Annotated in this window: 19 protein-coding genes and 4 pseudogenes; 15 read left to right on the top strand and 8 right to left on the bottom strand. The window is 69.2% G+C overall.

Features of this window, described 5'->3' with window-relative positions:
• Positions 1-15: 15 nt before the first annotated feature.
• The 3 genes and pseudogenes from A6P39_RS20570 to A6P39_RS20560 all read left to right on the top strand — a co-directional run.
• Positions 16-431 (top strand): annotated as a pseudogene (locus tag A6P39_RS20570) (potassium-transporting ATPase subunit C); the annotation flags it as partial.
• A gap of 91 nt (positions 432-522) precedes the next feature.
• Positions 523-1,205, top strand: a pseudogene (locus A6P39_RS20565) (response regulator).
• Between the two features lies 1 nt (position 1,206).
• Positions 1,207-3,753: a sensor histidine kinase gene (locus A6P39_RS20560; RefSeq protein ID WP_275883881.1), complete on the top strand. Its 2,547-nt coding sequence runs from the start codon at positions 1,207-1,209 to the stop codon at positions 3,751-3,753.
• Positions 3,754-3,797: 44 nt separating this feature from the next.
• On the opposite strand, the gene A6P39_RS20555 is transcribed toward A6P39_RS20560, so the two are convergent.
• A complete protein-coding gene (locus tag A6P39_RS20555; protein ID WP_067051642.1) occupies positions 3,798-4,373 on the bottom strand; it encodes a universal stress protein in 576 nt (191 codons plus the stop codon).
• Positions 4,374-4,653: 280 nt separating this feature from the next.
• On the opposite strand from A6P39_RS20555, the gene A6P39_RS20550 reads away from it, so the two are divergent.
• From A6P39_RS20550 to A6P39_RS20535, 4 genes are all read left to right on the top strand, one after another.
• Positions 4,654-4,992, top strand: coding sequence for an SAV_915 family protein (locus A6P39_RS20550; protein ID WP_067051644.1), 339 nt, complete (start codon positions 4,654-4,656; stop codon positions 4,990-4,992).
• Between the two features lie 14 nt (positions 4,993-5,006).
• Entirely contained in the window at positions 5,007-5,300 is a 294-nt protein-coding gene (locus tag A6P39_RS20545; protein WP_275883880.1) for an SAV_915 family protein, read from the top strand.
• Positions 5,301-5,314: 14 nt separating this feature from the next.
• Positions 5,315-6,643: a diaminopimelate decarboxylase gene (gene lysA / locus A6P39_RS20540; protein WP_067051646.1), complete on the top strand. Its 1,329-nt coding sequence runs from the start codon at positions 5,315-5,317 to the stop codon at positions 6,641-6,643.
• A gap of 168 nt (positions 6,644-6,811) precedes the next feature.
• Positions 6,812-7,360: a DUF4142 domain-containing protein gene (locus tag A6P39_RS20535; RefSeq protein WP_067051648.1), complete on the top strand. Its 549-nt coding sequence runs from the start codon at positions 6,812-6,814 to the stop codon at positions 7,358-7,360.
• Positions 7,361-7,550: 190 nt separating this feature from the next.
• On the opposite strand, the gene A6P39_RS20530 is transcribed toward A6P39_RS20535, so the two are convergent.
• Entirely contained in the window at positions 7,551-7,871 is a 321-nt protein-coding gene (locus tag A6P39_RS20530; RefSeq protein WP_107304445.1) for a cupin domain-containing protein, read from the bottom strand.
• A 211-nt stretch (positions 7,872-8,082) separates the two neighbouring features.
• On the opposite strand from A6P39_RS20530, the pseudogene A6P39_RS20525 reads away from it, so the two are divergent.
• Positions 8,083-8,487 (top strand): annotated as a pseudogene (locus A6P39_RS20525) (IS5 family transposase); the annotation flags it as partial.
• A 10-nt stretch (positions 8,488-8,497) separates the two neighbouring features.
• Positions 8,498-9,037: a hypothetical protein gene (locus A6P39_RS20520; protein WP_067051655.1), complete on the top strand. Its 540-nt coding sequence runs from the start codon at positions 8,498-8,500 to the stop codon at positions 9,035-9,037.
• Between the two features lie 191 nt (positions 9,038-9,228).
• Here A6P39_RS20520 and A6P39_RS20515 read toward each other — a convergent pair whose 3' ends face one another.
• From A6P39_RS20515 to A6P39_RS20500, 4 genes are all read right to left on the bottom strand, one after another.
• Positions 9,229-9,834, bottom strand: coding sequence for a hypothetical protein (locus A6P39_RS20515; RefSeq protein ID WP_331454140.1), 606 nt, complete (start codon positions 9,832-9,834; stop codon positions 9,229-9,231).
• A 615-nt stretch (positions 9,835-10,449) separates the two neighbouring features.
• Positions 10,450-11,622, bottom strand: a complete 1,173-nt coding sequence (locus tag A6P39_RS20510; RefSeq protein WP_067051672.1) for a serine hydrolase domain-containing protein — start codon at positions 11,620-11,622, stop codon at positions 10,450-10,452.
• 72 nt (positions 11,623-11,694) lie between these two features.
• On the bottom strand, positions 11,695-13,038 hold the full coding sequence (locus A6P39_RS20505; RefSeq protein ID WP_067051658.1) for a transcriptional regulator: 1,344 nt from the start codon (positions 13,036-13,038) through the stop codon (positions 11,695-11,697).
• Between the two features lie 132 nt (positions 13,039-13,170).
• On the bottom strand, positions 13,171-13,293 hold the full coding sequence (locus tag A6P39_RS20500) for a hypothetical protein (RefSeq protein ID WP_275883879.1): 123 nt from the start codon (positions 13,291-13,293) through the stop codon (positions 13,171-13,173).
• On the opposite strand from A6P39_RS20500, the gene A6P39_RS20495 reads away from it, so the two are divergent.
• The 5 genes from A6P39_RS20495 to A6P39_RS20475 all read left to right on the top strand — a co-directional run bounded on the left by A6P39_RS20495 (position 13,292) and on the right by A6P39_RS20475 (position 16,499).
• Positions 13,292-13,786, top strand: coding sequence for an ATP-binding protein (locus A6P39_RS20495; RefSeq protein ID WP_067051660.1), 495 nt, complete (start codon positions 13,292-13,294; stop codon positions 13,784-13,786). The genes A6P39_RS20500 and A6P39_RS20495 overlap by 2 nt on opposite strands.
• Positions 13,786-14,118, top strand: coding sequence for a hypothetical protein (locus A6P39_RS20490; protein ID WP_067051662.1), 333 nt, complete (start codon positions 13,786-13,788; stop codon positions 14,116-14,118). The genes A6P39_RS20495 and A6P39_RS20490 overlap by 1 nt, the downstream gene beginning before the upstream one ends.
• 132 nt (positions 14,119-14,250) lie before the next feature.
• Positions 14,251-14,418 carry a hypothetical protein gene (locus tag A6P39_RS20485; RefSeq protein WP_182790285.1) on the top strand — a complete coding sequence of 56 codons (168 nt, stop codon included), beginning with the start codon at positions 14,251-14,253 and terminating at the stop codon, positions 14,416-14,418.
• A 93-nt stretch (positions 14,419-14,511) separates the two neighbouring features.
• Complete coding sequence (locus tag A6P39_RS20480) at positions 14,512-15,708, top strand: JmjC domain-containing protein (RefSeq protein ID WP_067051664.1); 1,197 nt, start codon at positions 14,512-14,514, stop codon at positions 15,706-15,708.
• A complete protein-coding gene (locus tag A6P39_RS20475) occupies positions 15,642-16,499 on the top strand; it encodes an aldo/keto reductase (protein WP_067051666.1) in 858 nt (285 codons plus the stop codon). Before A6P39_RS20480 ends, A6P39_RS20475 begins: the two co-directional genes overlap by 67 nt.
• Here A6P39_RS20475 and A6P39_RS20470 read toward each other — a convergent pair.
• On the bottom strand, positions 16,487-17,344 hold the full coding sequence (locus A6P39_RS20470; RefSeq protein ID WP_067051668.1) for a hypothetical protein: 858 nt from the start codon (positions 17,342-17,344) through the stop codon (positions 16,487-16,489). The genes A6P39_RS20475 and A6P39_RS20470 overlap by 13 nt on opposite strands.
• Positions 17,345-17,646: 302 nt before the next feature.
• Here A6P39_RS20470 and A6P39_RS20465 point away from each other — a divergent pair.
• Positions 17,647-18,030, top strand: a pseudogene (locus A6P39_RS20465) (FAD-dependent oxidoreductase); the annotation flags it as partial.
• A gap of 791 nt (positions 18,031-18,821) precedes the next feature.
• Here A6P39_RS20465 and A6P39_RS20460 read toward each other — a convergent pair.
• Positions 18,822-19,621 (bottom strand): IS5 family transposase gene (locus A6P39_RS20460; protein ID WP_275883977.1). Its coding sequence is split into 2 segments (ribosomal slippage): positions 18,822-19,283 and positions 19,286-19,621, totalling 798 coding nucleotides; the frame shifts between segments, so codons are not numbered across the junction.
• Between the last annotated feature and the right edge of the window lie 302 nt (positions 19,622-19,923).

Below are 19,923 nucleotides of genomic sequence, written 5' to 3'. Positions count from 1 at the left end.
GGCTACCCACCGGTGGCGGACGGCAGGGTCGTCGGGTCGTCCCTGATCGGGCAGTCGTACAACCTGCCGCTGAAGAAGGGGCAGCAGACGCCGGATCCGGACCTGAAGTGGTTCTACTCTGCGCCCAGGTGCTCGCCGCCAAGGATGCGGTCGTCAAGGACAACTCGGTCCCCGGCTACACCGTCAGGCCGGCCGACGTCCCCGCCGACGCCGTCACCTCGTCCGGCTCCGGACTGGACCCGGCCATCTCCCCGGAGTACGCCGAACTCCAGGTCCACCGGGTCGCCGCGAAGAACGGACTGTCCGTCGCCGCGGTGGACAAGCTCGTCAAGGACCACACCCAGGGACGCACCCTCGGCTTCATCGGTGAGCCGCAGGTGAACGTCCTCGAACTCAACATCGCGCTCAAGGACCTCGTGGCCAAGAAGTGACGCCCTTACGCGATTCGCGACGGGAGCCGGCGCCCCGGGAGGCATCCCGGGACACCGGCTCCCGCAGGCATGACGGGAGAGGCACACACCCATGACCCGGGTGCTCGTGGTGGAGGACGACCCGCAGCTCGTACGGGCCCTCGTCATCAACTTGCAGGCACGCCACTACGGCGTGGACGCCGCCCCGGACGGGGCCACCGCCCTCCGGCTGGCCGCCGCGCGCCAGCCGACGTGGTGCTGCTGGACCTCGGCCTGCCCGACATGGACGGCGTCAACGTCATCAAGGCGCTGCGCGGCCGCAGCCGGGTACCGATCATGGTGCTGTCCGCCCGCCAGGCCTCCGACGAGAAGGTGGGTGCGCTCGACGCCGGCGCGGACGACTACGTCACCAAGCCGTTCAGCATGGACGAGCTGCTCGCCCGGCTGCGGGCCGCCGTCCGCCGCACCGAGGACACCCCGCTCGTCCCCGAGACGACCGTGGTCGAGACGGCGGACTTCACCCTCGACCTGCTCGCCAAGAAGGCCGTACGCGGCGGGCGGGACGTCCGGCTCACACCGACCGAGTGGCACCTGCTGGAGATCCTGGTGACCAGCCCCGGCCGGCTGATCACCCAAAGGCACCTCCTGCAGGAGGTCTGGGGCGTCTCGCGGAGCAGCAAGACCAACTATCTGCGGGTCTACATGGCCCAGTTGCGCCGCAAGCTGGAGACGGACCCCTCGCACCCCCGCTATCTGATCACCGAGCCCGGTATGGGCTACCGCTTCGAGGAATGACATGTCGCGCGGCAAGCTCCGGGTCTACCTCGGCGCGGCACCCGGCGTCGGCAAGACGTACGCGATGCTGTCGGAGGCCCACCGCCGTGTCGAGCGGGGCACCGACTGCGTGGTCGCCCATGTGGAACACCACCACCGGCCGCGCACCGAGGTGATGCTGCACGGCCTGGAACAGATCCCGCGCAAGGAGATCGAGTACCGGGGCGCCGTCTTCACCGAGATGGACGTGGACGCCGTCCTCGCCCGCCGTCCCCAGGTGACGCTCGTGGACGAGCTGCCGCACACCAACATCCCCGGCTCGCGGGGCACCAAGCGCTGGCAGGACGTCGAGGAACTGCTCGCCGCCGGGATCGACGTCATCTCGACCGTCAACATCCAGCACCTGGAGTCGCTGGGCGACGTGGTCGAGTCGATCACCGGCGTGCGGCAGCAGGAGACCGTGCCGGACGAGGTCGTACGGCGGGCCGACCAGATAGAGCTGGTCGACATGTCCCCGGAGGCGCTGCGGCGCCGCATGGCGCACGGCAACATCTACCGGCCGGACAAGGTCGACGCGGCCCTCGCCAACTACTTCCGGCCCGGAAACCTCACCGCACTACGGGAGTTGGCGCTGCTGTGGGTGGCCGACCGGGTCGACGAGTACCTGAACGAGTACCGCCGCGAGCACCGGGTGTCGGCCATCTGGGGCTCGCGCGAGCGGATCGTGGTCGGGCTGACCGGCGGCCCCGAGGGGCGCACCCTGATACGGCGTGCGGCCCGGCTCGCCGAGAAGGGCGCCGGCGGCGAGGTGCTCGCCGTCTACATCTCCCGCAGCGACGGCCTCACTTCGGCCTCACCGAAGGAACTCACCGACCAGCGCACCCTGGTCGAGGACCTCGGCGGCACCTTCCACCACGTGGTCGGCGACGACATACCGGCCGCGCTCCTCGACTTCGCCCGGGGCGTCAACGCCACCCAGATCGTCCTCGGCGTCTCGCGGCGCAGAAGCTGGCAGTACGTCTTCGGGCCGGGTGTCGGCGCCACGGTCGCCGTCGAGTCCGGGCCCGACCTCGACGTCCACCTCATCACCCACGACGAGGCGGGCAAGGGCCGCGGACTCCCGGTCGCCCGCGGCGCGCGCCTCGGCCGCTCCCGGGTCATCCAGGGCCGGCTCGTCGGCGTGTTCGGGCCGGTGGTGCTGACCTGGCTGCTCACCAGCACCACCGCGGACGTCGGCCTCACCAACGACATGCTGCTGTACCTGGCGCTGACGGTGGCGGCGGCCCTGCTCGGCGGCCTGTTCCCGGCGCTGGCCTCGGCGGTGATCGGTTCCCTGCTGCTGAACTGGTACTTCACCCCGCCCGTCCACACCCTGACGATCGCCGACCCGAAGAACATCGTCGCCATAGCGATCTTCGTCGGGGTCGCGGTGTCCGTGGCGTCGGTCGTGGACCTCGCGGCCCGGCGCACCCAGCAGGCGGCCCGGTTGCGCGCCGAGTCGGAGATCCTGTCCTTCCTCGCCGGGAACGTGCTGCGCGGCGAGACCACGCTGGAGGCGCTGCTGGAGCGGGTGCGCGAGACCTTCGGGATGGAGTCGGTCGCGCTGCTGGAGCGGTCGGGCGAGACGGCCCCGTGGACCTGCGCCGGCAGCGTGGGCCCCCGGCCCGCCGGGATCCCCGAGGACGCCGACGTCGACGTGCCCGTGGGCGACCACCTGGCCCTGTCCCTGAGCGGCCGGGTGCTGCCCGCCGCCGTCCGCCGGGCCCTGGCCGCGTTCGCCGCGCAGGCCGCCGTCGTGCTGGACCGCCAGCGCCTGCAGCACGAGGCCGACCGGGCCAAGGAGCTGGCCGAGGGCAACCGCATGCGGACCGCGCTGCTCGCCGCCGTGAGCCACGACCTGCGCACCCCGCTCGCCGGCATCAAGGCCGCAGTGACGTCGCTGCGTTCCGACGACGTCGAGTGGTCCGCGCAGGACCGGGCCGAGCTGCTCGCGGCCATCGAGGAGGGCGCCGATCGCCTCGACCACCTCGTCGGCAACCTGCTCGACATGTCCCGCCTCCATACCGGCACGGTCACCCCGATCATCCGCGAGACCGGCCTCGACGAGGTGGTCCCGATGGCGCTCGGCGGGGTGCCCGAGGACAGCGTGGAGCTGGACATCCCCGAGACGCTGCCCATGGTGCACATCGACCGGGGGCTGCTGGAGCGGGCCGTCGCCAACGTCGTCGAGAACGCCGTCAAGTACAGCCCACCCGGGGAGCCGGTCCTGGGCTTCGCCAGCGCTCTCGCCGACCGGGTGGAGCTGCGGGTGGTCGACCGCGGACCCGGTGTCCCGGACGAGGCCAAGGACCGCATCTTCGAACCCTTCCAGCGCTACGGCGACGCCCCACGTGGTGTCGGCGTCGGCCTCGGCCTGGCGGTCGCCCGGGGCTTCGCGGAGGCCGTCGGGGGGACACTGCACGCCGAGGACACACCGGGCGGCGGACTCACGATGGTGCTGGCCGTACCGACGGCACCGCAACGGGGACGTCCGGGACAGCCGGGGTCGGAGGCGGTGATGACGTCCTGACCGAGTGCCTGAACGGCGCCGGGAGCACCGCATGTGACGCAGCATCATGTTCGTGCGCCGCCGGGCGGCAGCGCCGCTGACTCCCGCTCCAGCCGCCCGGCGTCCAGCCGCAGCCGCCAGGTGTTGCGGCGGTGGACGGACGCCAGCGTGGACTCGAGCGGGGACGGCGGCACCGCCAGGACAGGACAGACGGCATGCGCGAGGCAGTAGCGGCCGACCGACGGCCACAGCGCCCGGTGCAGCCGACCCCGCCGTCCGGCACCGATGACGAGGACGTCGTCCTCCCGGTCGGCGATCCGCACCAGCGCCCGTCCGGGAGCGCCCCGGACGACCAGTGCCTGGCCGGGCAGCCCGGTGCCGGTGCCGCCGAACACCTCCCGCAGCGCCTCGACGAGCCGCTCGCGCGCGAGCTGTTCCCACTGCGGGACCATGGCCCTCGAGGCCGGGAACCTGCGGCCGGCGAGATCGCCCTCCGGGGGCTCCCACGCCAGCACCGGCCAGAGTTCGGCCCCCCGGCGCCTGGCCTCCACGGCGGCCCGGGCCAGTGCGGTCGTACTGCCCAGCGAGCCGCTCACTCCCACCACGACCCGGGCGGCCGAGGGCGGGCGGTAATCGGACATCGGTTCCTCCTCGGAAATCCCTTCCATCACACCGCCGCCGGGGCGGTCCGAAAAGCCCGGGCACCACTTCCTGACACTCTTCTGACGGCTGTCCGCACCCCCTGCGAGCGCGTGCGTCAGCGCCCCGTCAAGGTCATGGGCGCCCCCGTCAGCGTCTCGTCAGGGCCCGCCGGAACCCACGGGAGAACGGGCATAACGTCGACGGCGAGCCCCGGACCGCCTCCCCGCGTCCGGGGCACTCCGGATCACCCAACTCCCTGCCCTTCGTGGGAGGCACCCCATGGCACGACTTCTCTACGGCGACGACCCCGAGCCCTCCGATCCCGTCCCGGCCGGACCCCTGTACGTACCTGTCCGGCCGGGTCCCTGGGGGTGCACGGCCCAGCTCTTCCGCACCCCGCTCGGCGACCGCACCGCCGTCGGCTTCACGTCCCTGCTCCGGCTGACCGCCACGCTCGGCTCCGGCCGGCCGTGGATCCGCCTCGCCGAGCCCGCGCTGCGCGCGCTGACCGCCCCGCTCGGCGTCACTTCCCTCACGGTGGACCCGCAGTTCACCGCCCCGGCCCCCGCACCGCTCACCCCCGCCGGTGCCGAGATCCCCGCCCTGCGGTCCGCCTGAGAGGGGCAGCCACCATGACCACGGTCCACGAACCCACCGCCACGACGGCCGAGTTGTCGGTGTGGCCCGCCTCCACCACCGAGTCCCCGCACGGCGACCTCAGCGTGGGCGGCTTCACCTCTCTGCTCCGGCTGACCGCCACGCTCGGCCCCGGCCGGCCGTGGATCCGCCTCGCCGAGCCCGCGCTGCGCGCGCTGACCGCCCCGCTCGGCGTCACTTCCCTCACGGTGGACCCGCAGTTCACCGCCCCGGCCCCCGCACCGCTCACCCCCGCCGGTGCCGAGATCCCCGCCCTGCGGTCCGCCTGAGAGGGGCAGCCACCATGACCACGGTCCACGAACCCACCGCCACGACCGCCGAGTTGTCGGTGTGGCCCGCCTCCACCACCGAGTCCCCGCACGGCGACCTCAGCGTGGGCGGCGTACCGCTCGCCGAGATCGCCGACCGCTTCGGCACCCCGGTCTACGTCCTCGACGAGGCGGAGGTCCGCGACCGCTGCCGCACCTACCGGAACGCCTTTCCCGACGCCCAAGTCCTCTACGCCGCCAAGGCGTTCCTGTGCCGGGCCATGGCCCACTGGATGGCCGAGGAGGGGCTCGGCCTCGACGTCTGCTCTGCCGGCGAACTCGAACTCGCCGTCACCACCGGCTTCCCCGCCGAGCGGATCGTGCTGCACGGCAACGCCAAGTCCCCCCGCGACCTGGAGACCGCCCTGCGCCTGGGCGTCGGACGAATCGTCATCGACAGCCCCTCCGAGATCGCCCGGCTGGCCGCCGCCGTCGGCCCCGACGGGCACCAGAAGGTGATGGTCCGGGTCGTCCCCGGGATCAGCGCGGGCGGCCACGAGAAGATCCGCACCGGCACCGAGGACCAGAAGTTCGGGCTGTCCATCGCCGACGGCTACGCCCAGCACGCCATAGCCCGCATCCTCGACCAGCCGCAGCTCGAACTCACCGGCCTGCACTGCCACTTGGGCTCCCAGATCACCAGCGTCAAGCCGTACCTGGTCGCCGTACGGCGCCTCGTCGGCCTGATGAGCCGGCTGTACGAGCAGCACGGACTGGTCCTGCCCGAACTCGACCTCGGCGGCGGCCACGGCATCGCCTACCGCCCCGGCGAGGACGCCCTGGACCTGACCGCACTGGCCCGCAGGGTGCGCGTCGAACTGGCCGACGCCTGCGCCACGGCCGGGCTCCCCGTCCCACGCCTGATCATCGAGCCGGGCCGGGCGATCGTGGGCCCCGCGGGCATCGCGCTCTACCGCGTCCTGTCGGTCAAACACACCGGTGACCGCGTCTTCGTGGCGGTCGATGGCGGCATGAGCGACAACCCGCGCCCCGCGCTGTACGGCGTCCGCTACGCGCCGCGGCTGGTGGGCAGGCGCAGCACCGCGCCCCCGGCCCGGGTGACCGTGGTGGGCCGGCACTGCGAGGCGGGCGACGTGCTGGCCGCCCGGGCCGGCTTGCCCGCCGACGTACGCCCCGGCGACCTGCTCGCCGTCCCCGTGGCGGGCGCCTATCACCTCTCGATGGCCTCCGGCTACAACCTGGTCGGCCGCCCGCCGGTGACCGCCGTACGCGACGGCACGGCCCGCCTGCTGGTCCGCCGCGAGTCGCTGGAGGACATCCGCGGCCGGGACGTGGGCCTGTGACCGCACCGGCAGGTGCCGCACCCGCTCGCGCTGGAGTCCCGGGTTGCCGGGCAGCTCAACCGGGTGAACCATGACATAGGTGTGTTTTGTTACCTTTTGAGCAATGAGGATGGGGTTTTCAGGGTGGGGTTTTCGTCGGGCCTTGCATGTGCGACCTGTGGAGGACTCATGTACACGACTCGATCCCGTGCCCGTTCCGCCGCCGTCTGCGCCGCGACCCTGTGCGTCATGGGTGCCACGTCGCTCCCGGCCCTCGCTTCGTCGTCGCCCTCGCCGTCAGCTGCCTCCGCCCTGGACAAACAGCTCCTGACCGCAGCCCACCAGGGCAACCTGTGGGAGATCGCGACCAGTCAGCAGGCTCAGAGTGCCGCGACCACCGCCTGCGTCAAGCGTGTCGGCGCCGACTTCATCCGCGACCACCGCGCCCTTGATGCCGGTGTCGTCAAGACAGCGGCGCAACTCGGCGTAACACTGCCCTCCGGGCAAACGGCCGCGCAACTGAGGCAGACCGCCGCCCTCAAGTCCCTCGCCGGGACACCCGCGTACGATCCCGCGTGGCTCAAGGCCCAGTACACCGCCCACGTGCAGACCCTCGCGCTCATCGACAAGGAGATCGCCTCGGGCACCAACCCGCACGTGAAGTCCCTGGCCAAGAGCGCCCGCCCGGTGGTCGCACGCCACACCCGGATGGTCAACCAGGGTGTGTGCAACGCCTAGGCCGACCGGGCGGGGAACTCACCGTCCCGGCAGCTGACATTCGTGGGCCGGAACACACCGAGAGACGTCCCACGCTCGTCGGCTCTTTGGGCTTCTTGCAGGGTGTCGGCCTCCCTGAGGGGATCAGGGTCGGCCGCCTCGACGAGAGCGGGGAGTTCGTGCCTCGCTGCAACGAGGCTGTTCACTGAGATCATGAAATCGGGCCTTGTTCATGCAAAATCTCGGCGTCTTCTCGGAGTTCCACGATCACGAGTGTGCCCCGGCTGCCGGGACGAACCGCGTGGGTTGTGCCTGCCGGAATCATGTAGAACCCGCCCGCACCGACCGGGACAGGCTGACCGCTGACTTCAAGCTGGAGCTGCCCGTCGAGAACCAGAAGAGCCTCGGGGGCATCGTGGCTCTCCGCCTCGACGGGCATCTCGTCCATCCTCAGCACCTTCACGCAGGCGGTGCCCACGTGCCCCAGCACCCGGGAGCGCCACCCTTCTGAGATGTCTACTGCGGTGTTCATCAGATTGATCAGGCTCACGACACACTTCTCCCCACCGGCCCGGCGCAAAGCCCCGGGCCGTCTTCAACAGTGGATGCCTGGACGCTATCTGACCTGCGCTGATGCTTGGTCGACCGAATGGCAAAGGGTGACCGTACGAAGCTGTGAATCACGTGCCGCCCCCGTATCGGCCCCGGCAGGCTCGTTGTCCCGGGCATGACGGGGCGGGTGCGACCGCAAGGGCCTGCCGATCTCGGTCGCCGTCTCGGGCGCCAACCTGCACGACAGCCAGGCCCTGGAACCCTTGGTGAGGGGCATCCCGCCCATTCGATCCCGCCGGGGACCGCGTCGTCGGCGGCCTGCCAAGCTGCACGGCGACAAGGGCTATGACTACGACCACCTGCGGAAATGGCTGCGGGAACGCGGCATCGTCCCGCGAATCGCGCGCCGCGGGGTCGAGAGCTCAGCCCGCCTCGGCCGTCACCGCTGGGTGGTCGAGCGGACCATGTCGTGGCTGTCCGGATGCCGTCGGCTGCACCGGCGCTACGAGCGGAAGCCCGAACACTTCCTTGGCTTCACTGCGATCGCGGTCATGCTCATCTGCCTGCGGCGTCTGGGTGTCAGCGCCGGCCGGTAGCGTCTGCCAGGTGACCGACGATGCCGTCATCTGGAACCGGCTTGCCGCCTTGCTGCCGGAGGCCGAAGCCCAGGAAGTCAAAGACTGCTGGGACATCGGAGAGCAGGAGGCGGGACTTGGCCTGCTCGTCTCCGGCATCCTCGGCCACCGAGTGCCGATCAGCGCGACGGTCAGGGCCCAGATCTCCGTGCTCGCAGAGAGCTGGGGCGAGCGGGAGATGCTCACACCACGGATCCTTCAGTGCCGTGTTGAAGGCACATCGGGCCACCTGAAGCTGATCGAAGGCGACGGAAGCACCGTCCCCGAGGCAATAGGTGGGGCCGAACAGGACCTGGCCGGTCTCGTCCTCGTTCCCTGGATCGCCTGCACGAGATGCGGCCAGGTCCTGATGCGCGCCCATGCCCGAGAAAGCTGGGGAGATCTCTCCTACCTGGCGCGGCACTACGTCATCACGACGCCGAACCGAGTCACCGTCCTGCGGCTGTTCCCTGCCGACTCCGCCAGCGCGGCCTTCGCTGCTCTACAGCGTGTGTGTTCATACGCACCATAAGAAACGACGTCCAAGTGCCAGCCAGACCTGGTCCGTGCCATCCTGTCCGCTAACGCGCTGGACGTTTGACAGCCTGTTGCAGCAGAGCCCGACCGTCCGGGCTCCCGAGAGGAAGAGCCTAACCCGCACGGCCGCCATCATCGTTTCTCCCGTTGCCCCATGCGGCCCCTCGTAAGGGGTTCACCGAACTCCTACGGCGACAGCTCAAGAGCGGAGGCGCCCGGCGGTCTCACATCTGTCCTGGCAGACTCGATCGCCGCAGGGCAGATGTGTGGGGTGCAGGCGTGCTCGATGCGGGCCGTCGAGTCGTCCGTGCGGAGGAAGAGGACGAATTCGCAGCCGCCCACCATTCCGTTCTCCTTCACCAGCACCCGCAGACTGGAGATCTGGGCCGCACTCGTCGCCCGCTTGAGGACGATCGGTGTGGGGTGACCGGCGATGGAGAAGGTCCTGACCATAGGGGCCTGTCGCATTCCGAGCTGCCATGTGAGCCAGCTGCTGACCACGACGCCGCTACCCCGAAGGATGTCCTTGTCCACCGTGAGCCGGACGCCAAAGACGTTTCCCGCAGGATCGACGGCCATCCTCGCCGGCCGTGCTGGCTCGCTCTCCTCGATCGGGGTAGCACCTCGCGCGACCAACTCGATCAAGCCGTCCTCCGTGATGCCCACCCTGTCGTCCAGCAGGCATTGGTGCAGGCGCCACAGGGTCACCGGGTAGCGCTCGCCGACCTTCACGAAGAGAGCGTCCTTGGGCAGCGGCCCCAGTTCGGTCAGCACAGCGACGAGGGCCTCCATGGCGTTCGGGTACGGAGTGACATTCAGGTGAGGCCATTCGGCCAGCGCCCACTTACCCTCCAGACGGAGCTGCACGAACCTCTCGTCCCGCCTGAGCGCCTCGGCGACGGCGGACTTCCGCCTGATCCCAGTCGGCGCCAGCAACTCCTCCGCGCGGCAGGGTTCGCCATTCGCCAGGAGGAAGAGGTAGGCCGCGTCCCTTCCGCGGGCGCGACGGCGCAGCCAAGTTCCCCCGAAGCCAGGCACCAGAGGGCTATCCGGATGTCCGAGCAGATCTAGCAAGGGGACTTCGTCCGGTACTCCGGCAGCCGCAAAGTCGAAGGCACTCGACGTTCAGCTCGCGGCGGATCTCGCCAAGCTGACCAGAGCCCCTTGAAGTGACGTGAGCATCAAGCAGCTGTTGCAGCGCCCCGGTGTCTACCAGCCCTACCTGCACGACGATTTCGTCTACGTGGGGAAAGCCGAGAAGTCCCCGCCGATGCGACTTCGACAGATGGCATCACCTCCGCTCCAGCGGTTTCCACCTCGACTGGGCACCGGCGGTTGGCGGCGTAGCCGCCGCGACCGTGCTCCGGGCGCTCATGCTCTCCGGCGGAGCCATCCCGGATCTTGCCCTCACACGAGCGACCTTCGCACCGCGTCGACCAGAGATGCCGCGCGGGCGTCGTCCGTGCCCCCAATGATGTTGTTCATCGCGTACCCAAAGGCAACACCGTGCTCCGGATCGGCGAAGGCGAGCGACCCTCCTCGGCCGGTGTGGCCGAAAGAGCTTGGCCCGATCATCGGGTTGCTCTCGGTGGGCAGCATGTACCCGGCGCTGAAGCGGCTGGGGATCAGCATGACCTGGTCCTTCCCGCTGGCCTGCTCCTCGGTCGCTGACGCCAGGGCGTCCGGGGAGAGCAGGCGCACGCCGTCCACCTCGCCGATCAGCGCGGCGTACATGCGGGCAAGAGCGCGTGCGGTGCCGATGCCGTTGGAGGCCGGGAGCTCCGCGGCCTGCACCTCCGGTGAGTCGAAGTCGATCTCGGGCGGGTCGGTGACGGCGTATGCCCTGTTGCTGAATGAGTTCGGGTCCCGCCAAGCGGCGACCTGCTCGCGGAGTTCCTCGGGGACCGACTCGGTGGGCAGGGTGGTGAGGTCGACGTTCGGCCCTTGGTACACCATGCGGCTGACTCGGTCGCGTTCGTCGGCGGGCAGGCCGATGAAGAAGTCCAATCCCAGTGGGGCCGCGATCTCGTCGGCGAAGAAGCGGCCCGGTGAGCGGCCGGACACCCGTTGGATCACCTCGCCGACCAGCCATCCCCAGGTCCGGCCGTGGTATCCGTGCGCTGTGCCCGGAGTCCAGAGGGGGCGTTGAGCGGCCAGTGCCGCCGCCATCGGGTGCCAGGCCAGCGCCTCCTCCAACGGCACCGGCTGATCCAGCGCGACCAGGCCGGCCTGGTGGGCCAGGAGCCAGCGCACAGGGATGTCCGCCTTGCCGTTCGCGGCGAACTCCGGCCAGTACTTCGCGACAGGCGCGTCCAGGTCGAGTGCTCCGCGCTCGACCAGCATGTGCGCTGCGGTCGCGGTTGCGCCCTTGGTCGCCGAGTAGACCAGTTGCAGCGTGTCCCGCGTCCAGGGACGACCGCTTTCGGCGTCGGCCACGCCACCCCACAGGTCCACCACCGGCCGGCCGTTCCGGTACACGCACACCGCCGCCCCGAGGTCCCCGTACCGGGTGAAGTTCTCCATGAACGCCGCCCGCACCGGCTCGAACCCGGGGGCCACCTCACCGTAGATCGTCGTCATGTCGGCCATCCTGGCAGTCTTGCAGCCCTCTTCACCGAGACGGGCTCGTCCCCGGCGGTCGGACGGTCGGCATCAAACGACGACGGACAGTTCCTGCAGGCGCTCGCGGAACTCGCGAACGGGAGGTACGGACTTGTGCGGCTCCAGCCGTGTGGAGAACTCCTTGAGGCGGTCCAGGGCCCGAATGGAGCTGACACTGTCCTCCAGCAGTTCGGCGCCGTAGTTCGCGGCGTCCAACGCACCCTCCAGGTCACCGCCGGCGAGCCGCGCCTCAGCCAGACGGCTGGACCGTACCGCCTTGTCCCGGGGGGCGGCTCGCGTCACGGAAGTCTCCAGGGAACTGGTCGCGCGTTCCACCTGCCCCGAGCGCAACAGGACCTTCCCCTCGGTCGATCTCAGTTGTGCCTCGCCGAACCAGTCGAGCCAGTCAGGGTTCTCGTCCGTCACGTGGCCCTCCCAGAGGGAGGTGGCACGGTTGAGTGCCGTGCCTGCCTCGCGGTGGTCGCCGTCGCGTGAGAGCGCCTCTGCCTTGTGCAGGTAGAGGAACGACTGGGTGCGGGGCGACAGAGAGCGTGGCGCGTTGTCGATGGCGGTCGAGATGAGGTCGACACGCTCAGCGGTGCGCCCGGCCTCGGAGACGTGCACGCCCATCTCCGCGAGGATGAACGCGCCGAACGCGTCGTCATCGGCGGTGCGGGCGCTGCGCAGGGCTCCGACGTAGTAGCGCTGCCCTGCGGACCGTAGGCCGGCGTCGTAGGCCATCCATCCGGTCAGGTGCGACACCCGGGCCGCCAGCGCGTACAGCCGGAGCCTGACCTTGTCGGTGTAGCGGCCACCGCTGAGGAGACCGGTGACCAGAGCCAGGTCGCCTCGGGCCTGTTCCAGTAGTCGAGCACCGCCAAGCTGGTCGTCGAGTGTGCGGAGGGTGCTGATGCGCTGCTCGATCGTCGAGACCATCGTGTCCGTGACCCGGTCACCGTTGAGTGCCGCAGCCATGGCGGAGGGTGCGTCCACCCAACTCGCCGCGAGACCGGTCAGGGCTGCTCCTGTGATGGTGAGGAAGCCTCTGCGGTCCATCCGTCCACTCCCCACAAGATCGGACAATGCCTCGACGGTACCGGCCTCTGTCCACGGAGCGGTGAGTCCGGTCACCTCCCAGACGGGGAGCCAGCGGGGCCATCCCTCCGCACGCGCCTGCTCGTACGGGACGCCCAGCAGGTCGGCGAGGACGCGCTGGGCGTCCGCGTCCGGCTCCTGGCCCTGTGCCCACTTCCATACAGTCGTCCGGTTGGTCGCGAGCGGGATCCCGAGCTTCCTCCCGTGGTCTTGCATGAGCCGGGCGAACTCGCCCTTGCCCCATCCACGCGTCTGGAGGAGGAAGGCCAGCGGGTGGACTGCTAACGGCTCGGTAGGCACGTCATCACTCCTGTCGTCCGCTCAAGACGTAGTTGGAAGGCTACTTCGCGTGTCCGAGTACGGGGAGGGCGTCCCCAGGAGAAACCCCCTAGAAACGTTCCGGTGGGCAGGGGTAGCGCCGTTGACTGAGTATCAGCCGCCGGCGAGCGAGTTCAGTTGAACGCTCGCGGAGCGGTTCCTCAGATCGGCGGCTCCATTCCTGTGCCCCCCGTCGGGGATGGAGCCGCTCTCCAGCTCTTCGGAGGCGTCCGCCATGCCCACGCTCGTCCATCGGTTCGTCCTCTCGGGTATCGAATCCGAGGTGTCCCCGGCTCGGCGCGAGATCGTCGACAAGGTACGCGCATGGGGTGTGCCACTGGACGAGGAGATCGCCGACGCCATCCGACTCGTCGCCTCGGAGCTCATCACCAACGCCGTTGTCCACGGGGCAGGGCCGATCACCGTCACCCTGTTCAACCGGCCCGGTTGCTTGCTGATCGATGTCCTGGACGGCGACCCGTCGGTTCCGCGGACAGGGCGTGCCCAACCGGATGACGAGAACGGGCGCGGCTTGGCGTTGGTCCGACTGCTCTCGGCGCGCTGTGCCTGGGAGCCCGCCGGCGCCGGTAAGCGGGTATGGGCCGAGATGGCGCTGCCCATGGCGGTGGAGACGAGCACGGCTGCCGCTGGACCGCGTGGCTTATTCGCGATGTGGGCCAAGCACCGGGATGGGGCCGAGCCCAAGTCGCTGACAATGAGGGTCGCCTGATGGGGAGGCACGCAGTACAGGCGGCTCTGTCTCCGGAGCGCGATGTGGTCTTCCGCCCCACCCGCCGCGACATCGACCCCGTCACCGGCGAGCCGACGGCCTATGCGCTGTGGGACAGGCATGAGTGGCAGACGCATGGCGAGTGCTGGCTGTGGTGTGGCCGTGACGACGTCGAGGTGACGTGGATCGGGCCCGTCCGGTCGAGCGGCATGCACGCGGCTCTCTTCGCGTGCCGCGCGTGCCTGTACGAACTGGATCAACGCGTCCTGGAGGCCAACATGCGTCAGGACGCGGCCGTTCTGCCGATGAGCGGTCAGTCCATGCGGCCGTAGGCGCAGAGCTGCGGCTCACTGGGCCGCCCAATGACCGCCGCCTCACGGAAATCAATCTCTCCCACGGCCGTGAGGCGGCCCTGACCTCCCGCCGGAGCCCCGGCAGGAGACCCGAAGAGGAAGGAGCACGAGGTGGAAGAGCGCACGGCACCGCCTTCGGCCCGTAGCGGCCTGCTGATGGCGGTCGAGGAGCTGACCGCCGTCCACGACCGGTACGACAGCCTCCGGTCCGACAACGCCGGAAGCTCCGGCGACGCGCCGTGGCCGGGCGGCGACGGCAACCTGCACGACAGCGAGTAGGCACGCGCGCACCAAGCGGCTGGGGCCGGCACGACTGGCCGTGCCGGCCCCAGCCGTGTCCACATCAGGCGACCACATCCTGGAAGGACAGCGATGGAACATCGGTTGATCAACGCGATCGAGACAGCACTCGGATGGAGCGGGGCCGAGGAGCTGGGCAAGGGTTTCGCGCGGGGCGGTCTGGACGACCCCGCGCTCCTCTCCCGCCTCCTGACCCCCAACCGGCTGCTCGACATCGTCATGCGCAGGAGCCTGAACCGCCCGCAGTTCCGGTGCTTCCAGAAGGGTGTGGAGGTACACCCGGCTGTCTACTACACAGACAGCGTCAGCCCCCGGGGCCAGAGCATCCCCATGGTCAACATGGGAAGCCTCGGAAACCTCCTGCGAGAAGGCGCGACGCTCATCCTCGACCAGGCCAACGTCTTCGACCCGACGATGGAGGCCGCGTGCCGGGCGTTGCAGTGGTGGTCCCATGAGCGTGTGCAGGTCAACGCGTACCTGACGACGAACGACGCCGCCGGCTTCCCCCTGCACTGGGACGACCACGACGTCGTGATCGTGCAGCTGGCTGGCGAGAAGGAGTGGGAGGTGCGCGCGGCTTCCCGCAAGGTCCCCATGTACCGGGACTCCGACCCCAACACCATCCCGAGCGACGAGATCATCTGGTCCGGAGTGATGCGGACCGGTGACGTCATGCACATCCCCCGAGGCCATTGGCACCAGGCGACCAGGACCGGCAGCGGCTCGGGGAAGAGCCTCCATGTCACGTTCGGCATCACCAAACGTACCGGCGCCGCCTGGCTCGCCTGGCTTGCCGACTGGAGCCGCGAGCACGAGATCTTCAGGCACGATCTGGACCGCTGGCACGTCCCCGACAGCGCGGCTCTGACCGAGGCCGCCACGGCATTGCTCGGCGAGCGCTCCCCGGCCGACTATCTGGCCGCGTACGAGCAGGAGACGACCCTGCCCAGGCATGTGCCGTTCCTCGACATCCTCGGGCCGCTCGACGCCGTCGTGTGCACCACCCACTTCCCTCCCCGGATACGGGAGAGCGGGGAGACCGTCGATGTCCTGGCCTCGGGGAAGAGGCTGACCCTCGCGGCCAAGGCCCTGCCGGCGCTGCGTCTGCTGTTGAGCGGCAGGCCGGTTGTGCTGGAACAGGCCACGGCCGTCGCAGGGGCCGAAGTGGTGGAGGTCGCCGAGATCCTGGTGAAGGAGGAGCTGTGCGCGGTCCTGACCCCCGAGTTGTCCTCGGGCTACACCGGTCTCGTCACGAACGCCGGCTCCTGACCGGAGCGCTGGACCTGGGCGTCACCGCGCTCGACACCAGCACCAACTACCTCGACTTCCGCTCGCACCAGGTCCTGGCTCGGACAGCCGGCGACCTGCTGCCGAAGTTCACGGTCTCCACGAAGGTCGGCTACTTCCCGGGGCCCGACGGGGTGGAGCACTCCCTCGATCCCACGCGGCTGAACTCGGCCGTGGAGGAGGCGGCCAAGAACCTGGGGCGGGAGCCGGACCTGGTGTTCCTGCACAACCCGGAACACTCGCTCCGGAAAGCTGCCCCGCACCAGAAGGATGTGCTTGCAGCGGCGTGCGCCGCCTTGGATGACGCCAAAGAGAAGGGACTGTGCGGCGCCTGGGGGGTCGCGTCGTGGGATCCGTCACCGGTACTGAGCCTGGTCGACCTGACCGTGCCGAGGCCATCGGTTCTCATGGTGCGCGCCGGCTTGCTGGTCGGCGCCAGAACGCTAGATGCGGCGGAGACCCTCATCAACGCGTGGAAGCTGGGTTATGGCGAGGTCTGGGGGATGAGTCCCTTTGGGGGCAGCACCAGTGCCTCGGTGTGGGACAGGTTGGACCCGCGCCTTTTCCTCCAGGACGGCGGTCGACTCTCCAGCGTCCAGGGAGCATTCAGAGTCGCCTACCATCTCCCGCGGGTCGGCTCCATCGCCGTGGGCACCGACGAACCGACCCACCTGGAGGAACTCGTCGGAGCCCTGGCAGCCGAGGTGGAGGAGCGGACCGTCCAGGAGTACCGGAAGCTCCTCCGCGACCGCTCGCGTGATCACTCCGCCTGAAGCTCATCAATGACCTGCTCGGCCATGCGCTGTGCAAGCTCCAACCGAGGATCCTCAGGGTGCGTGTACGGCCCAAGGATCTTCGAGCAGACGAACAGCGTCATCAGCTTGCCGTCCCGGCTCTCGAAGTCCCGCCGACGCTCCTGCCGTACACGATCGGCCAGAGACGGGACGGCAAGCGAGTTCGCCCACAGCGAGGCCGAGTCCAGTCCCTGTGGGGCGTTCCCCCAGTCCTCCCAGTCGAAGAGGCTGAACACCGGCGCCGTGACGTTGGCCCAGTTCAGGTCGGCGTGGGCGGGCACCCAACGCTGGACGGTCGTATCGAAATCGCCGGGAAAGACAGCCCGAATGGCCTCGGTGACCGACGTCTGGGTGATGGTCTCGGTGTCGGGTGTGGCGATCCGCCTTGTCTGGTGCGCTGCCAGCGCGTCCAGAGAGGCGTTCAACCCGTCCCACCACTCGTCCGAGAGTTCCGGGGCCTCACTCAGAATGGCGTTTCCGACTGGAGCGGCGGGCAGAAGGTCAGTTTCGTCGGCCCGCCACATGACCTGTTCGTTCGTGTCCCGCCAGACCAGGCACCCCCGCCAGGCCGGCTGGGCGACGCCGTCCAAGCGGGCGGCGCACTCCGCGCCGTTCCACCCTTGATCGGTGATCTTGTCGAGCAAGCGTCGCTCGATGCGGACCCAGGTCTCGCGGTCGGTCCGTGCTCCTACGGACCGACGCTTGCGCACCACCGTTTCCGGTAGGAAACGCACCTGCAGAGACCGGGCCACGCGATCCAGAACCTCGTCAACTGGCTGCGCGCGTAGGTCAACAGTCTGACTCGCGGAGACCGAGAGCGTCATACAGGCGACCGTAGCAGCGGGGCAGCGAGAGGTAGTCAAACACGAGAAACCAACCGCTACGTGGTTACACCCAGTACCTCACGGGGGGAGATCACATGAGCCTGTTCGCTGGAACGCCAAAGCGTCCTCGGCTACCTCTACTCGAGGACGACGCCTTCCCGGAGGAGAACGAGTTTCTGATCCGGTTCGAGCGGCGGAGCGGGAGGTGAGTGCGACAGCACGAGAGGTGTTTTGGAACAGGGTCGATCATGGCCTTGCACGGCATGCCTTATCGAAGCCACTCCGCGCTTAGGGTCAGGTTCATGACCGCAGGGGAGCGCGTTGTCGTTGTCGGGGCTGGGGTGGCTGGGCTCACCACAGCCGTCGTTCTCGCCGAGGCCGGGGCTCCGGTGCATGCGATCGCCGAGCAGGTGCCTGGTGTCACGTCGCTGGCGGCCGGGGCGATGTGGGGGCCTTACCTGGTCGAGCCGAAGGACAAGGTCGACCAGTGGGGGCAACGGTCCTTGGAGATCTTCCGGGAGCTGGCCCAGGACCCGGCGACAGGCGTCCGGCTCACCAGTGGCATGGAGGCGTCCCGCACGGCCGAAGCCGCGCCGGACTGGGCCACCACTTTGCCGGGTTTCCGACCGTGCGAGCGGGCCGAACTTCCGGCCGGGTTCACAGCGGGTTACCGGTTCACCGTGCCACCGCCGTTCGAGTCTCTGGACGTGCGAGACGATCAGTACTGGGCGATTCCCAAGTCCCGTCGCGTGCCTGCGCCGTTCAGCGCTCGCACGGCCTGCGGAGTGACCCCCGAAGCAAAGCCACTACCAGTGTGGCACTCGACTCAGCCGAAACGGCAGAAATGGATGGGGCGTTCGGGAAGCACCTGGTGAACTCGCCTATATAGGGGCTGTCTTCCGATCGGTGAGGGAGGAGCGCGTGGGCCTCTCGTTCGGGGTCCTGGCGACTCCTAGCGCGTGGTGACATGTGCCCTGGCGACAGCGACAGGTCCGGCCACACCGTCATCTCGACCGCCGAGCCGCGCGAGGGTGACGGTGACGTCCGAGGCATCGTGCTCGGCGTGAGCTCTGGCGACACGTCGTCCGGGACGTGCGAAATCGTGAAGTGGTCGGCTCGCGGTGCCCTCGGATGTGCACGGGGTACCCCAGTCCGCCGGATCAGCTGCCAAGCCTCGTCCCAAAGCGCGGCGGTATCCGTGCCACGGGGAGCCGTGTCCTGAGTTCGGCTCCCAAGTGGCTCCCCAAACGGCTCCTGGAACCACCCAGGGGCCCGACCCGCTAAGCGGATCAGGCCCCTGACCTGGTACTACGGCGTCGGGGTGGCGGGATTTGAACCCACGACCTCTTCGTCCCGAAGCAACTTGGGTGGGGGCTCCGCCTTGAGCCGGTGTGCTTCTCACCTGCGTGGTCGGTCCGTAGGCGTCCGCGCTCGTCCGCCGCCGTCCGCTGGCGTTGTCACTCAGTTAGAGGTCATCTCATTTGGTGAGTCTGCGGTAGCAGATCAGGGTGCAGGCGATGCTGGTGAAGGCCAAGAAGTGGACGGCCTTGCGTTCATAGCGGCGGTGCAGGCGGCGGCATCCGGCGAGCCAGGCCATGGTGCGTTCGATGGTCCAGCGGTGGCGTCCCAGGCGCTGGGAGGACTCGATGCCTTTACGGGCGATGCGGTGCCGGATGCCGCGCTGGCGTAACCATCGGCGCAGGTGGTCGTAGTCGTAGCCCTTGTCGCCGTGGAGCTTGGCCGGCCGTCGTCGGCGCGGACCGCGACGGGAGCGGATGGGCGGGATGCCGCGAACGAGCGGTTCGAGGGCCTGGCTGTCGTGCAGGTTGGCGCCGGAGATGCCGATGGAGATGGGCAATCCGGTCCGTTCGGTGATCAAGTGGATCTTCGAACCGTACTTGCCTCGATCTACTGGATTCGGACCTGTCAGGCCCCCCTTTTCAGGGCCCGCACGTTCACCGAGTCGATCGCACAGCGAGACCAGTCCAGTTCACCCCGGGAGCCGAGTTCGTCGAGGACCAGGCGATGGAGCTTCGCCCACACCCGGGCTTTCGACCACTCGGTGAAACGCCGGTGAGCCGTGGGTCCCGACGGTCCGAACGAGGCGGCCGGCAGCTGCTGCCACGTACAGCCCGACGTGGCCACGAACACGATCGCAGCCAGCACCTCCCTGTCACCGTGCCGGCGCCGGCCGCCTCCCTGAGGCCGACTCGGCGCCTCCGGCACCACTCGCTGGAACAACTCCCACAGCTCATCCGGCACCAGCCGCTCAACGATCCCCACACCCGGAGCCTATCGAATGCGCCAAATGAGATGACCTCTTAGACACTCACCCAGTGCATCTCTTGCAGGGGAACCTGGTGAGAGTCTGAGTGGCGCCTGCGGGCATCCTGCCTGCGCCGGCCGGCCCGGTGGGTGTTTCAGTGCCCGGGAGAACCTCTGGCAAGGCTGGACAAGCACACCGCGGGGCAGACTACTGGCGACACAGACAGAAGAGTCACTGGGCAGTTCGAACGAGGGCTAGACGCTTCATTTTTTTGGGGGACACGTGAGCTTGGTGGTTCAACTTTCGGCCCTAA

Source organism: Streptomyces sp. FXJ1.172 (assembly GCF_001636945.3).
Classification (GTDB): domain Bacteria; phylum Actinomycetota; class Actinomycetes; order Streptomycetales; family Streptomycetaceae; genus Streptomyces.
The sequence above is the reverse complement of the archived record's forward strand: the minus strand, read 5'-3'. Positions and strand labels throughout refer to the sequence as shown.

Coding starts and splice junctions, on each gene's coding strand:
- A6P39_RS20470 (WP_067051668.1), bottom strand. CDS start 17,344: ATGACGCTCTCGGTCTCCGCGAGTCAGACTGTTGACCTACGCGCGCAG.
- A6P39_RS20550 (WP_067051644.1), top strand. CDS start 4,654: ATGGCACGACTTCTCTACGGCGACGACCCCGAGCCCTCCGATCCCGTC.
- A6P39_RS20560 (WP_275883881.1), top strand. CDS start 1,207: ATGTCGCGCGGCAAGCTCCGGGTCTACCTCGGCGCGGCACCCGGCGTC.
- A6P39_RS20495 (WP_067051660.1), top strand. CDS start 13,292: ATGCCCACGCTCGTCCATCGGTTCGTCCTCTCGGGTATCGAATCCGAG.
- A6P39_RS20490 (WP_067051662.1), top strand. CDS start 13,786: ATGGGGAGGCACGCAGTACAGGCGGCTCTGTCTCCGGAGCGCGATGTG.
- lysA (WP_067051646.1), top strand. CDS start 5,315: ATGACCACGGTCCACGAACCCACCGCCACGACCGCCGAGTTGTCGGTG.
- A6P39_RS20555 (WP_067051642.1), bottom strand. CDS start 4,373: ATGTCCGATTACCGCCCGCCCTCGGCCGCCCGGGTCGTGGTGGGAGTG.
- A6P39_RS20515 (WP_331454140.1), bottom strand. CDS start 9,834: ATGGAGGCCCTCGTCGCTGTGCTGACCGAACTGGGGCCGCTGCCCAAG.
- A6P39_RS20535 (WP_067051648.1), top strand. CDS start 6,812: ATGTACACGACTCGATCCCGTGCCCGTTCCGCCGCCGTCTGCGCCGCG.
- A6P39_RS20545 (WP_275883880.1), top strand. CDS start 5,007: ATGACCACGGTCCACGAACCCACCGCCACGACGGCCGAGTTGTCGGTG.
- A6P39_RS20510 (WP_067051672.1), bottom strand. CDS start 11,622: ATGACGACGATCTACGGTGAGGTGGCCCCCGGGTTCGAGCCGGTGCGG.
- A6P39_RS20500 (WP_275883879.1), bottom strand. CDS start 13,293: ATGGCGGACGCCTCCGAAGAGCTGGAGAGCGGCTCCATCCCCGACGGG.
- A6P39_RS20480 (WP_067051664.1), top strand. CDS start 14,512: ATGGAACATCGGTTGATCAACGCGATCGAGACAGCACTCGGATGGAGC.
- A6P39_RS20530 (WP_107304445.1), bottom strand. CDS start 7,871: ATGAACACCGCAGTAGACATCTCAGAAGGGTGGCGCTCCCGGGTGCTG.